The organism is Kamptonema sp. PCC 6506 (genome assembly GCF_000180455.1).
GTDB lineage: Bacteria > Cyanobacteriota > Cyanobacteriia > Cyanobacteriales > Microcoleaceae > Kamptonema > Kamptonema formosum.
This window is the reverse complement of record NZ_CACA01000357.1, coordinates 1-14,421: the sequence shown is the minus strand read 5'-3', so window position 1 is coordinate 14,421 and position 14,421 is coordinate 1. Positions and strand designations below refer to the sequence as shown.

At 42.4% G+C, this 14,421-nt stretch carries 9 protein-coding genes, 1 tRNA gene and 2 pseudogenes; 8 read left to right on the top strand and 4 right to left on the bottom strand.

All coding sequences use genetic code 11. From position 1 onward, the window contains the following. Positions 1-11 precede the first annotated feature (11 nt). On the top strand, positions 12-1,217 hold the full coding sequence (locus OSCI_RS25580) for a GNAT family N-acetyltransferase (protein WP_007358108.1): 1,206 nt from the start codon (positions 12-14) through the stop codon (positions 1,215-1,217). A gap of 7 nt (positions 1,218-1,224) precedes the next feature. On the opposite strand, the gene OSCI_RS25575 is transcribed toward OSCI_RS25580, so the two are convergent. Both OSCI_RS25575 and OSCI_RS25570 read right to left on the bottom strand, forming a co-directional pair. Then, entirely contained in the window at positions 1,225-1,572 is a 348-nt protein-coding gene (locus OSCI_RS25575) for a hypothetical protein (protein ID WP_007358107.1), read from the bottom strand. 1 nt (position 1,573) lies between these two features. Continuing rightward, the gene (locus OSCI_RS25570) at positions 1,574-2,110 is read right to left on the bottom strand and encodes a group I truncated hemoglobin (protein ID WP_007358106.1); all 537 of its coding nucleotides are present in this window, start codon (positions 2,108-2,110) and stop codon (positions 1,574-1,576) included. 379 nt (positions 2,111-2,489) lie between these two features. Between OSCI_RS25570 and OSCI_RS25565 the strand changes: the two genes are divergently transcribed. The 4 genes and pseudogenes from OSCI_RS25565 to OSCI_RS28860 all read left to right on the top strand — a co-directional run. Continuing rightward, positions 2,490-2,571 (top strand) — tRNA-Leu (locus tag OSCI_RS25565). A gap of 59 nt (positions 2,572-2,630) precedes the next feature. Then, positions 2,631-3,225 (top strand): annotated as a pseudogene (locus OSCI_RS31785) (TrmH family RNA methyltransferase); the annotation flags it as partial. Continuing rightward, a complete protein-coding gene (locus OSCI_RS31780) occupies positions 3,219-4,184 on the top strand; it encodes a DnaJ C-terminal domain-containing protein (protein WP_234708829.1) in 966 nt (321 codons plus the stop codon). The pseudogene OSCI_RS31785 and the gene OSCI_RS31780, both read left to right, overlap by 7 nt. A gap of 163 nt (positions 4,185-4,347) precedes the next feature. Continuing rightward, positions 4,348-4,521: pseudogene (locus OSCI_RS28860) on the top strand (HNH endonuclease); the annotation flags it as partial. Between the two features lie 62 nt (positions 4,522-4,583). Here OSCI_RS28860 and ggt read toward each other — a convergent pair. Continuing rightward, a complete protein-coding gene (gene ggt / locus OSCI_RS25550; RefSeq protein WP_007358104.1) occupies positions 4,584-6,338 on the bottom strand; it encodes a gamma-glutamyltransferase in 1,755 nt (584 codons plus the stop codon). Positions 6,339-6,409: 71 nt separating this feature from the next. Here ggt and OSCI_RS32145 point away from each other — a divergent pair, with 71 nt between their 5' ends. Together OSCI_RS32145 and OSCI_RS25545 are read left to right on the top strand one after the other, a co-directional pair. Further along, entirely contained in the window at positions 6,410-6,532 is a 123-nt protein-coding gene (locus OSCI_RS32145) for a hypothetical protein (RefSeq protein WP_007358103.1), read from the top strand. A 92-nt stretch (positions 6,533-6,624) separates the two neighbouring features. Next, the gene (locus OSCI_RS25545) at positions 6,625-8,721 is read left to right on the top strand and encodes a P-loop NTPase fold protein (RefSeq protein WP_007358102.1); all 2,097 of its coding nucleotides are present in this window, start codon (positions 6,625-6,627) and stop codon (positions 8,719-8,721) included. 94 nt (positions 8,722-8,815) lie between these two features. Here OSCI_RS25545 and OSCI_RS25540 read toward each other — a convergent pair whose 3' ends face one another. Then, the gene (locus OSCI_RS25540; RefSeq protein WP_007358101.1) at positions 8,816-12,646 is read right to left on the bottom strand and encodes a glycoside hydrolase family 2 protein; all 3,831 of its coding nucleotides are present in this window, start codon (positions 12,644-12,646) and stop codon (positions 8,816-8,818) included. A 164-nt stretch (positions 12,647-12,810) separates the two neighbouring features. Between OSCI_RS25540 and OSCI_RS25535 the strand changes: the two genes are divergently transcribed. Next, the gene (locus OSCI_RS25535) at positions 12,811-14,403 is read left to right on the top strand and encodes a glucose-6-phosphate isomerase (RefSeq protein ID WP_007358100.1); all 1,593 of its coding nucleotides are present in this window, start codon (positions 12,811-12,813) and stop codon (positions 14,401-14,403) included. The last annotated feature ends 18 nt before the right edge of the window (positions 14,404-14,421 follow it).

Here is a 14,421-nt window from a genome sequence, read left to right as displayed (position 1 = left end):
TTATTAAAGATATGGTAGAACAGCTTAAACCTCAATATTCTGTTACCTGGATCGGTAAAATTTCTGATGTACCTCAATCAGAATGGGATGCCTTAGCAATGCCACTAAAAACGCCATTTCTAGAATGGGAGTGGCTGAATAATTTAGAAACTTCTGGCAGTGTGACAGCGAAAACGGGTTGGTTGCCCTATCATTTAACAGTGTGGCGTGAAAGCCCTAAAGACAGGCCTCGCCAACGCCAATTAATCGCCGCTGCACCCCTTTATGTCAAAAGTCATAGTTATGGGGAATTTGTTTTCGATCATCAGTGGGCCGAGTTAGCTGCCCGTATCGGTGTAGAATATTATCCGAAGTTGATGGGAATGACACCGTTTACGCCTGCTGAGGGTTATCGGTTTTTGATTGCTCCTGGGGAAGATGAGGATCTATTGACGCGGTTGATGATCGATACGATCGACCATTTTTGCGATCGCAACGGCATTTCAGGCTGCAATTTTCTTTATGTTGACCCGGAATGGCGACAAGTTATGGAAAGGAACGGTTTTAGCAGTTGGCTGCATCATAGCTACATCTGGCAAAACCAAGGATATCAAACTTTTGATGATTATTTAGGCGCTTTCAATGCTAACCAACGCCGTAATATTAAGCGGGAACGCAAGGCTGTAGAAAAGGCGGGTTTGCGAATCCAAAGTCTGACAGGGGATGAAATTCCTCAAGCTTTGTTTGCGCGAATGTACTCTTTTTACGAGAATACTTGTGATAAGTTTGGCTGGTGGGGAAGTAAGTATTTAACTAAGCGATTTTTTGAGCAATTGCACCATAACTATCGCGATCGCGTGTTATTTGTGGCCGCCTATGACGAACAGGACGATCGCTTACCAGCGGGAATGTCTTTTTGCATTTTTAAAGGCGATCGGCTTTACGGGCGTTATTGGGGAAGCGTGCAGGATATAGAATGTTTGCACTTTGATGCTTGCTATTATACGCCGATTGAGTGGGCGATCGCTCATGATATTCAAATTTTTGACCCTGGTGCCGGTGGCCGCCACAAAAAACGGCGTGGCTTTCCAGCTACACCTAATTATAGTTTGCATCGGTTTTATAACCCTCGCCTCTCCCAAATTCTCCAGTCTTACATTTGTCAAATTAATGAAAGGGAACAGGAGGAAATTGAACTGGTAAATGAAGATTTGCCTTTTAGTAAAGGCAATGACTAACTTTTTTCTACCAGTAAGGCGGGGTTTTCCCATCATTAATAGGAGAAATAGGAGAGTTCCGCAATTGAGGACTTGAAACCGTTTCGCTGCTCTTAGCCCCACACAGATTGCTCAAATCAACTATCTTACCATCCGAATTCTGATAAAAACACAACGGTTGCTCGTTAGATTGAGTATTGGGTGAAGTATCTGTAGCGGGGGTGGAAAACTGGTCAGAAGACTGTCTTAGTATTGGGGATACTGGAACTTTTGTCTCGGTGTTTTGTTCTGACGGTTTTGCATGAGCTACCTCAGTCATTACCATTCCTGATACCAGCAGAAATGCAACTAAGAGGAGGAGATTGGAGTCTTTCATCTTATCCTTCAACTATCTTGCTTCTCAGACTATTGACAAATGTCAACACTTCGAGTTTCTCTGTTTGATTAACCCTGTTATCATCAAGAGATTGGGATATACCATTAGCAAAGGCATTAAATTCATCGTTCGTGAGACCTATGCCACTATGGGAAAGGTTCATAGTCCGTCCTGTATAAACACAAGGCCCGCCTGCTGCTTGGCAGAATTGATCGACTAACAACTGACGGAGCCTCAGTTTTGAGTTTGTGCTCAAACCAATAAAATATTTACCAATTAGCGGATCGTTGAATATGTAATTTGCTGCACGATCGATAACGCTGGCGATCGCGTTGTAGCCTCCTAGCCTATTGTAGAGAGAAATGCCTCCAGGAACTTGTGCAATGCGCTCATCTGTATTTACTTTCTCTGCCGATTGTTGTAGTGACATCACTGGCGTAGAACGAGCGAAACTAGGGCTGAGTTTGAAAGTATTTACAGTTATGACTGTGATACAGACTAACGTCAATAACACTGCCAAAGATTTACGGAGTTTCATTAGATATCCCCTAATTGTGATTGGAAGTTGAATCGTCAGCACTCGGTCATTTACTGATACATAGGCTTAAGAAGCCGGAACACGAGGTTTAAGCTAAACTAAACTTAGTCTTTGACTACGTGCGATGATGGAGAGAGAGCATTTGCTACATCATTGAGTAACTTTACCATCAAATTATCTTAGGGTAGATATCTTAATATCTCTTAAATAAATCAGGAGATGCTTATTGATTGGCCCTAGACACTTAATATTTCTGCTCAAGGCCTGGCGATCGCTTCGCCTTGCTTGCAATGATAGAAAATTGCACCGATCGCCTAAATTTTGATAAATTAGTTGACAAAGCACTAAACTTGTGCCAAGATTAAAAATTGTCAGTGATGCGGAACTGGCGGAATTGGTAGACGCGCATGATTCAGGTTCATGTGGTGCAAGCCTTCCGGGTTCAAGTCCCGGGTTCCGCATTTGACAAATTTTACTTGAGATTTTGGGTTGTCAATTCAATCCAAAATCAATTTTTTTTATGATTACCAGCGTTCAAAATCCTTTAGTAAAGGAAATACGCAAGCTTCACGCCTCGAAAGGGCGGCGGGAACAGGGTTTTTTTCTGTTGGAAGGGACGCATTTGCTAGAGGAAGCTTGCGCTCAGAAGCACCCTCTGGCAACGGTTTGCTATACTTCAGAATGGCAGGAAAGGCATCCCCAACTTTGGAAAAAAGTTTGTTTGCAAGCGCGGCGAGTAGAGTTGGTGAGCGATCGCGTTTTGGAAGCAATAGCAACTACAGTACAACCAGATGGTGCGATCGCTACAGCGCCTCGGAGTGAAATGCAGTCAGTAGCGACAGCCAGCTTGGGGTTAGCTTTAGAGACAGTACAAGATCCCGGTAATTTGGGGACAATTATTCGCACTGCTGCTGCGGCTGGGGCTGATGGTTTGTGGTTGAGTGGAGATAGTGTAGATTTAGACCATCCGAAGGTGTTGCGATCGTCAGCGGGGGCGTGGTTTCGACTACCAATGGCAGTTACTTATGATTTAAAAGCAGAAATCTCGCGCTGTCAACATCAGGGTATGCAGAATTTTAGGAACTTTACCCGATGCAAGTTTGACTTATTGGGATTATCTAGAGATGCTTCAGTTGATGAGATTAAGAAAGCTTATCGACGACTGGCGCGACAGTTACACCCGGATGTAAATCCTGGTGACAAAACAGCAGAGGATAAATTTAAGGATATTAATGAGGCTTATGATATTCTCTCTGATGTAGACAAGCGAGCGCAGTATGACCAGTTTACTCGCTTCTGGAAGCAAAAAGGATTTCAGGGAAAGCAAGGCTTGCGAGTTCCCAATTTTAAAGGTTGGGGTGATGGCAAAAAAAATGGGGACTCTGGAGAGGAAAAAGCAGATTTTGGCGATTATTCTGACTTCAATAAATTTGTCGATCAATTGTTAGGCCGCCGTCGGGAAGTGAGGACAGCGGCATCGAATGCGCCACGAGTAACTTCATCCGATCCTTGGGTTTCTAGCACTGCAAAAGTAACTTATACTCCTGGTTCTCGCGAAGCTAGGAAGGATATTGAAGCGCGGTTGACGTTGCCTTTGGAGAAGGCTTATACAGGCGGTAGCGAGCGAATTCGCCTGGAAGATGGGCGATCTCTTGAGGTAGATATGCCTGGGGGAATGGTAAGTGGACAACGAGTTAGATTGCGAAATTTAGGCATTGGTGGCGGCGATTTATACTTAAAAATTACGGTAGCCCCTCATCCATTTTTTAAGTTAGAAAGATCGGATGTTTGCTGTCAATTACCTTTGACTCCTGCTGAGGCGGTGTTAGGGGGGGAAATTGAAGTGCCGACGCTTGATGGCTGGGTGAAAATGAAGTTACCACCGGGAGTTGTTTCGGGTCAGCGACTGCGTTTAGCTGCTAAGGGTTATCCGACTGGAAAGGGCGATCGCGGCGATCAATTAGTGGAAATTATAATTGCTGTTCCTAAAGAAATTAGTCAGCAAGAACGGGTATTATACGAAAAATTGCGGCAGATTGAGACGTTTAAACCGCGTCAGGATTTATCTGTTTAATTGTTAATTGTTAATTGTTAATTGTTAATTGTTAATTGTTAACTGTTAACTGGATTTAATTAAATTTTAAGAATGTATCAGATTTAGCAGATTTTTTTTACTAATGTGTTTTTGAACGCAGTGGCAAGTAATTTAGTTTTACAGGACTTACGCACCCAACCTCTGTCAAAGCTGCGGGAAAACCTTCCTAGAAGCCCAACTTACCATCGATCATATCATTCCCCTAGCTCGCGGCGGTACTAACGATATCAGTAATTTGCATACACTATGCTTTACCTGCAATCAAAAAAAATCTGACAAATTAGATACTCGCTTTAAACGTCATTTTGACTTGTAGAGTAGGCTTAAGAATGTAGAGGGTTAGAAGCTATTTCTCTATTACTCAGGTGCTAAAATTTATTATAACATCCCACTCCCTTTTGCCACTCCTTCACCTCTGGAATCAGCGGCTCCTTCTAACCCCCCGTCAGGAGTGACGATGATTAAATTCGCATTTCCCCAAGGCGATCTTTCTTCTATCTGATGTCCTCTTCCCTGTAACTTCTGCAAGATTTCTTCAGAAAAACTTTTACTTTCTACCATTAACCGATCTGGCAACCATTGATGATGAATACGCGGTGCAGATACGGCTGCACTGGCATCCATATCGTAAACTAAAACATTTAGAATTATCTGTAATACGGTGGTAATAATAGTGCTACCTCCGGGAGCACCAGTAGCGAGACGCAATTGACCATTTTCAGTAACAATTGTAGGTGTCATACTGGATAGAGGAGTTTTTTCAGGCGCGATCGCATTCGCTTCTCCCCCTACCAAACCAAACAAATTCGGTGCCCCTGGCGCAACAGCAAAGTCATCCATCTCATTATTGAGTAAAATTCCCGTACCTGGTACCACAGTACCCGCACCAAAAGCCCCATTCACTGTAAATGTTAAACTCACGACATTACGATCGCGATCGACTACGGTTAAATGCGTCGTTTCTGGAGATTCCTTAGCAGATACTCTCCCGCTTTTCGGATCTATTATCGGTTTTACCTCACTAGAGAGCCTAGCGCGTTTCATGTCAATTTCTTGGCGACGTTTAGCAGCATAAACAGGACTTATCAAGGATTTTACAGGTGCTCTCACAAAGGCTGGATCGCCCAAATATTTGGCTCTGTCAGCATAACTAATTCGCATCGCTTCTGCCAATAGATGCAAAGTATCGGGATTTTCTCGCCCCCAATCTGACAAATTGGTATCACTAATTATATTCAAAATTTGTAGCAGTTGAATTCCACCCGCAGAAGGCGGTGGCATTCCGCAAATTCGATATTGTCGAAAGTTTCCACAGACAGGTTTACGCCAAATTGGAGTATAGTTTTTCAGGTCTTCGAGAGTAATTAAACCCCTATTTTTCTTCATATCAGTGGCGATCGCCTGTGCAATTTTTCCAGTATAAAAACTTTGGGGAGCGATGGCGATCGCACGTAAAGTCTTAGCTAAATCTGGCTGTACAAGCAACTCACTTTTTTTATATAAAGTGCCGTTTTTAGTAAAAATTTTGCGTGCGGCTGGATTATTTTTAATCGCATTTTGACGATACTCAAAGAACTTGGCAAAACGTTCTGTCACCACAAACCCTTTGTCTGCTAGACTTACAGCCGGAGCTACCACATCATTCCAAGGTAATTTCCCGTAAAGTTTTTGCACATTGTATAATCCCGCCACCGTACCCGGTACTCCCGCCGCCAGATATCCGTCTAGACTTGCCCTTTTAATGGGCTGACCTTTACTATCAAGATACATATCGCGATCGGCTAATTTAGGAGCTCTTTCGCGGAAATCTAAAGCTTGTACTTCTCCAGTTTCTACCCGTCGTAACAGCAAAAACCCACCGCCGCCAATACCCGCTGAAAATGGCTCAACTACTGAAATTGCTAAAGCCGTCGCTACCGCTGCATCGACTGCATTACCGCCTTTTTTTAGCATAGCGACTCCTGCTTCAGTCGCCATGCGATCGGCTGAAACTACCATTCCTTGTTGACTGCGTTCTAATTGTCGCTTAACTTTCGGCGATTGCTGACATCCTAATAGCGACAGCGAAACAAGAAGTAATAGAAAAAATGGATTTGCGATCGCCCAGAGGGTCTTTTTTTCTGTAAAATTCATGCTTGATATTCCTATTAGAAACTATTTAATAAGATTATTGGCGATCGATAGTCCTGACAGTTTTTATAGAAATGGCTGAAACTGTCATTCTACCATTGGCGATGCCTTCGGCTGGCTACGCCTACGCGACGAGCTTAGAGTCCAAAACCCGCATTCTACCATTACCCATTAAAAAGTGTCTAGAGTATTGGTAGTTATGCAATAAAAGTGGGATAATGTTAAGTATTGAAGGTGCGCGATCGCACTCAGCTTGCAGAATTTATTTATTTGACGAGCAAAAAAAGTTATGCCAGACCAAGTAATTAGCGCAAACAATCAGCATATTTCTAAAGTCAATAAGCATATTGAAGAATACTTAGATGATGCTTATTGTAATTTAGCTTATTCTCCTCAATTTGCAGTTCTACTTAAAGGGCAATGGGGTTGTGGTAAATCATGGTTTATAAATCAGTATATTCAAAAGTTTAAAGAAGGAAGCAAAACTCCTTTATACGTTAGCCTTTATGGAGTCAATAGTTTTTCTCAAATAGAAGATATTTTGTTTGAACAGATACATCCTATCCTCTCGTCAAAAGGAGCAAAAATAGCAGGAAAAATTTTTAAGGGTTTGTTAAACAGATGGGTGTTAAATATTGACATGAATCACGATGAAAAACCTGAAGTAAGCGTACAATCAACTCTTTCAGAAACAAGTATAAAAGATTTCCTGAATTCATCTCTTGTTAAAAAAGATTCACAATATGGTGTTTTAATTTTTGATGATTTAGAACGGTGTGGTTTAGAAATTGAAAGTATTTTAGGCTATATCAATAGTTTTGTTGAATCTGAATATCTAAAAGTTGTTATTATTGCTGATGAAGATAGAATAATCGATCAAGAAAAATATAGGAAAGTCAAAGAAAAATTAATTGGTAAAACTTTTGAAATTAAGCCTGATGTTCAAGGCTCGTTAAATAGCTTTATTAATAAATTAGATCATCAAAGAAGCAAAGATTTTTTAATGATAAATCTAGATATTATTCAAGAATTGTATGGACAAGCAAAGTGTACGAATTTAAGAATTTTGAACCGAATATGTCTAGATTTTGAGAGGATTTTTGAAAAATTATCACAAAAAGCTCAGAATAAACCGGAGTTCCTAAAAGAAGTCTTAGAACTATTGATAATATTTTCTATTGAAATTTCTTATGGAAGAGTGAAACCAGAAGAGATTCAAGGCATAGGCCTACAATTAGATAAAGAATTAACATCAGAAATATATCAGCAATATACTAATTCAAGAGAAATTACTCCTAACGAAGAAAATAAAAAATTTATTGAGATATTTGCAAAATATCAACACATTTATAGTATCTATTGTTCAAGTGAAATGAGCGCTTTTTCAGGATTGTTTCCTAGCTTATCATGGTGGCATAATTTTTTTGATAAAGGTATTGTAGATCAGGAAGAATTAGAAAAATTACTACCAAACAGCAAATATTTTTATAATGAAAACACCCCTAATTGGATAAAATTGTACGACTATACTAGACATACTGATGAAGACTTTGAGAAAATACTTAATCAAGTTGAGTCAGAATATTTTATAGATAAAAAAATTGAAAATATTGCAATAATTAAACATATTACTGGATTATTTTTAGTGTTTTCTGATGCTGGGATCTATAGCAAAAGCAAGCCAGATATTATTAAGGAAGCCCAAAAATATATTGATCTATTGAACACATCGAATAAGCTAGATATAAAGTATAAGGATACCTTAGTTCCTTATATGGGCCGTGAGTTTATAGCAAAAGATTATCCAGAATTTAAAGAGTTTGATGATTATATTAAAGAAATTCAAAAAGAAGTAAGGCTTAAAAATATGCCTAGTGAGGCGAACAAGATACTGGATATTATGCAAAATAATATTACTGATCTTCAATCCATAATATGTGCTCCAGGTAGTTTAGATCCTAAAAAAGAGAAATATTATGATTATCCTATTTTTAAACATTTACCACCAGAAGATTTTATAAATACAGTTTTAATTGTAATGTCGTCTAATGAAGATAAAAATATAATTTATTATATTTTTTATTGTCTAAAAGGAAGATATACATTCTCACATGAAAATATTGTTAGATATTTAGTTGAGGAACTGGATTTTCTTAAAATTTTTCAAGAATTATTACTAGCAGAAGTTGGTATAAGAAAAGGGAAAATTAGTGGATATTTATTAAATCAGTCCAACGAACTTTATTTAAAAGACACCATTAGTCACCTTGAACAAATAAAACAATCTTTCCCACAAAATCTTAGAGACATTAATATTAATACAGACCCTTATCAGACTACATTGACAACTCCCTTGGAGGGTGACAAAGAAGGCTACAACGTATAATGAATAAGGGTTATAGCCCGTATACTAAGTTGATAAAAGCGACGTTTATTAGGAGTTAACTTCATTAACTCTTGTACTGTATTCCTTCGTCCGACTACCACCGATAATACCGATAAGGCTGATCCCCCAACTCAAAATCAGTCCGATAATCAGAGTGATAAAAATCCTTACTCTCACCCGACTTAAAAATATGGCCATCCACCTTAAAACTCGCACCCAAATTAGCTAAAATCTGAGCATTCGCCCTAGTCTGTCGCCACCGAGTAAACCGCAAATAAGTCTTAACATCAGCAGTCAAAACATCAGGGTCAATCTGAGAGAAAATCGCCACACCAGAACCAACTTGAAACCGACTTAACAAACCATCAGCCGCTACCTCGCCGCCCGACTTAATCAACCAAGTATCATAAGAAGAACGCGATCGCAAATCCGAAGCACTAACCCCTCGCATCTCCGGCCAACTAGGAACCTTCAGCGAACCTGCAAAATCCTTTATTTCTTGCAACTGCACGCCCAAAGCAGCAGCAGACGATTTTCGAGGGATGAAAAATACTTTTCCTCCCTGATTCAAATAACGCCGTAAATCCTCATCATTAATATTCGCATCCGCCCCCACAATTACCAATCCTGAGTCAGGAGAAAATGAATTACCTCTCTGATAAATTACCCCCAATTTATCCAGCCAACCCGCCTCGCCATCGCCGCCAATCAAAACGACTTTATCTACCTTCGGAGATAGAGGAGAATTTTGAGCATAACTGATAACTTGTTGACCTAACTTAGCCGCCCCCGCATCTAACAAAAAGTGGTCTTCTAAATCTAAATTATTCAAAATTAGCCGCCCTTTTCCATAGTCAAGTTCCATTAGCGGCGAGTAAGCTAAATCAAACTCAGATTCCAAAATTGGCCGCCACCCACTGCGGTGCGGTTTTTCCAATGATGCACTACTAATTGCGCCTCGATTCCCCCAACGCCAACCATATTTTTTATAAGGATTCTCCCGCAAATTTCGCGTATCTGGGTAGGCTTCAATTAGCGTACTTTCTCCACTCCAATCTCGTAAATCTACTGCATCTAAACCCGTCATCACCGTTGATGTAGTATCAACTGGGAAAACACGGCGACTCAAAGGCGGCGCAACTCGGAAACCTAATTTCTGGAACCAATCTCGTTGTTGAATAAAAGCGATCGCCCTTCCACCATTGCGGACAAAAGCTTCTAAATCACCCGGTATTTTTTGCCCGCTAGCAAAAGCTTCCCTACCAATAACCAAAAGCGATGCTGTTTGCGAACCATCCCAAGGCGTAACCGTGTAGCCAAACTGTTGCAACATTTTTGTAGTCTTCCCCGCCGGGTCAAAGGCTACCACAGTACCCGTCGCCTTGGGTAAATTGGGGAAAACTCGGAAACTAAACCGATCCTCGTGAGTGCGATCGCCAATCTTAGCACTCAAGCGAATTTCCCCATCAACTTTATTTTGGACGCTGGCAGGTAACGTTACTTCCACTGGAAAAAATAGGGTTTTGGCAGTCTCAATACTTCCCGTGTTTTGCCCAGAACCGACCTGTTTTCCGCCTACGAACACCTGCCAATTAAAAGAAAAATTTTGCTTTGCCCTAATATCATTAATCAACACAATTTGCTTTTCTAACTTTGCACCCGCAGCAAAACTATGGTCTTTCGCCACAAAGGCCGACTTAGAACCAGCAATCCAAGCCAAAGTTGGGCCATTATTTTGCATAATCGCTTGACCACCTGGGTGGATAGTATTAGTTTCCGGTCGGAAGTTATACCACAAACCCTTATATACCTGCTTCAGATAAACACCCCTACGGCCTGGCTCAAAATTGGGTAAATCTACCTTCTGATTCGCAGTTTGATTAAATTCCCAGCCGTGACCATTATTCCAGGGAATCATCCCGCCCGTCATCCCAAAAGTTCGCCAACTTCGCCAAGTATTTGTACTAAATAATTGCTGCAATTTTTGGAAAGCTGGCGCAAAATTCAACTCTGCTTTAGCGAACCAACCCTTGTACTCTTGATCCTTGACAAATAACTCGCGAATTTTCTGGCGATAGGCTGGAGTTTCTAACTTATAAGCCTCATTGCCAAAATAAATTGCACTAAATTCTGTCATCCAAGGTTCGCTATTAATAGTACCGCTAAAACCATTGCGACCCCGCATCATCGTCGTATGCAACGGCGTACCAAACTCCACCACCATATAAGGCATATCGCCATTTTGACTCCACTCCGAGATCCATTCCTCCCGTTCTTGCAGCGGAATTATATTCAAGTAAGAATTTAGAGCATAAACATTTCCCGCCGCCCCGCCTTGGTGCAATAATACTGGTCTAGTTGGGTCATATTTCTGGACTGTAGCCGCCAAATCGTCCCCAACAGGAATTAATCGCTTCATGCGATCGTCTTCCACCTGACTAATCGTCCCTTCTAACTTCTTCTTACCAATCCGGCGCGGGTTTTGGTCTTCGCTATGTCCAAAAAAATTCGGGCTACTTCCCCACATTAAAACCGATGGGTGATTGCGGTAGCGGCGCAAATCCCTAACCATTCGAGGTTCCCAGACAGCCTTACCCGTTGGTTTGTCCCACATATCAGCATAGCCCTTAGAAGTGGCATCTAGGGCTGGTGCGATGATGGGAAAACCTTTGCGATCGCTGCGATCGGCAAACAGTTCCCGGAAGTGCCATCGACCCCTCTCGTCGTGATTCCAAGGCCACATTTGAGCAATATTGAAACCCGCCCAGAAATAACCATCAATCATCCTGTCGGCTGCTTCCGGGATACCGGGGCTCCAACCTTGCCACTCATCCTCTAAAAGTATTGGCCGCAGGCGAATCTCAGTCCCATTTAAGTAAAATTTCCGCCCTTCAATCCAAAACTCTCGGAAGCCGAAGGGTTGATTAAATTCAGCCTGAATGCCGCTACCCTTGACGAACAGCCGCAAGTTATATAAGTTAGGCTGACGGACATCCCAGAGGCGGGGATTGGCCCAATCCCAAACTGGCTGGAGAGTTTGAGTTCGCTGGGCTTGGACATTTGCCGAACTGGTGAATTCTTTCTCGATTTTGCCGTTTTGGTCGAGGATTTGGGCAACTAGCTGGACTTTACCGCTTTGGGCGACATCGATCAGTTCGATGTCCAGCTTGATTTGTTTTTTTCTGGTAGATGGCTGTACAAATACGTCGCTGATGAAGGGGCCAGGCGGAACGCTGAAAATTCGCACTTCCCCAATTAGTCCCCGCGATTGCAGTTGGGTTTTCTCCCTGTATATTTCCGTTGGGCCCATAATCACGGCTTTTTCTGTTTCGTCACTGACTGCGAGTACCAGAATTGAGATCGTGTTTTTCCCCGGTTTAACGGCTTTGGTGATATCCACAGTGCCGTAGGGCCAGGAAATTTGACCGCAGTTGATGCCATTGGCGAAGACAACTGCATCGGTACTAACTCTTGCTAAGTCGAGTACGATTTTACGTCCACCCCAATCGCTGGGAATGTCTATGGTGCGCTGATACCATGCTTTTGATAGGGTGTTGGCATTGAAATTTTCCCAGGCATTGCCATTGCCGCGATCGATTAAACCAGGTTCGTTCTCATTTCTTTCGTGTTGCCAGTTGCCGGGAACCGAGATGGTGCCCCAATTTACGGCGGAAGGAGGTTTGTCAGTGTTACCTATGGCTGGGGCAAATTGCCAAGTGCCGTTGAGATAGATTTGACTGGATTTATTGCTGAAAGTATTAACTTGGGCGACAGTCTGTTGCGGAAAATTGATTTGTGTTAAGGGAATACTGGCAAAATTAGGATTTTGAGCAAAATTACGATTTTGAAGCGATCGCCCCAGGAACCCAAAGACTATGACTGCTAAGAAAAATAGCCCTAGTATTTTGGTCAGCCTTTTGTTCATACTCAGGTTCCGGTTTTTGTTCCCCTCCCACTCGTCAGTTGAGCAGCGGGATTGATATTAAGAGCATAGCAATTAGCATTAGCATTCAGTAATTCCTGATATAGTCTTTTAAACTGCCTTCGGTAGACTAGCGAATAGCAATAACGATAAAAAACAGAATTTCTATGGATGCCGCAGCACTCTGGCAACGCTACCAAGATTGGCTCTACTATCACGAGGGGCTGGGATTTTACCTGGATGTCAGCCGCATGGGGTTTGATGGCCCTTTTTTTGAGGGTATGAAGCCCAAGTTCGATCGAGCTTTTAAGGATATGGCTGCTTTGGAGGGGGGCGCGATCGCCAACCCCGATGAAAATCGCATGGTTGGTCACTATTGGCTGCGAAACCCAGATTTAGCCCCCTCCCCGGAATTTAAACAAGAAATTGTTGAGACATTAGAGCAAATTGAGGCTTTTGCCCAAAAAGTCCACAGCCGCGATGTTAAGCCGCCTTTTGCCCCCAAGTTCACTGATATTATTTCCATTGGTATTGGTGGTTCGGCCCTGGGCCCGCAATTCGCAGCCGAAGCTCTTGCCCCAGATTTCCCGCCATTGGCAATTCATTTTATCGATAACAGTGACCCCACTGGGATCGATCGCACTCTCAATAAGTTAAAAGATCGACTCGCTAGTACCCTAGTCATCACGATCTCTAAATCTGGGGGAACTCCTGAACCCCGCAACGGCATGATTGAAGTCCAAAAAGCTTTTGCCGCCCAGAAACTTGACTTCTCTAAGCACGCAGTTGCTGTTACTGGTACTGGCAGTAAGTTAGACCAATTAGCCAAATCTGAAGGTTGGCTGGCAACTTTCCCAATGGCTGACTGGGTGGGAGGACGCACCTCGGAATTATCCGCTGTAGGGCTGCTGCCTGCCGCTCTGCAAGGCATCGACATTCGTGGGATGCTAGGAGGAGCCAAGGAGATGGACGATGCTACTAGGACTACGAATATCAAAGGTAATCCCGCTGCACTATTAGCTTTATCTTGGTATTTTGCCGGGAATGGGCGCGGCACAAAAGATATGGTAGTGTTGCCTTACAAAGATTCTCTGTTGTTATTTTCGCGCTATTTACAACAGTTGGTAATGGAATCTTTGGGCAAGGAGAAGGATTTAGACGGCAATATTGTTCACCAAGGTATTGCTGTCTACGGTAACAAAGGTTCAACTGACCAACACGCTTACGTGCAGCAGTTGCGAGACGGGGTGCCCAATTTCTTCGCCACTTTTATTGAGGTTTTGGAGGATCGCCAAGGGGTTTCTCCAGAAATAGACCCTGGCATTACTTCTGGGGATTATCTGTCAGGTTTCTTACAAGGAACTAGGCAAGCTCTTTATGAGAATCACCGAGATTCGATTACTGTGACGGTATCTCAAGTAAATGCCCGGACTGTAGGAGCTTTAATTGCTCTCTACGAAAGAGCTGTAGGGCTTTATGGTTTTCTTGTCAACGTCAACGCCTACCACCAGCCAGGAGTAGAAGCAGGGAAAAAAGCGGCGGCTGTGGTGTTGGATTTGCAACAGCGGGTTTTGGCAGTGCTTAAGGAAGAAGGGAAGCCCTTGTCTCTGGAAGCCTTGGCTAAAAAAGCAGGATCTCCTGACCAAATCGAGACGATTTATAAGAGTTTGCGACATCTAGCGGCAAATGGTCGAGGCGTGGTTTTACAGGGAAATTTAGCCCAACCTGGAAGTATAGCTGTAAGCTATCAACAGAATTAAGAATATAAAATTAAAAAT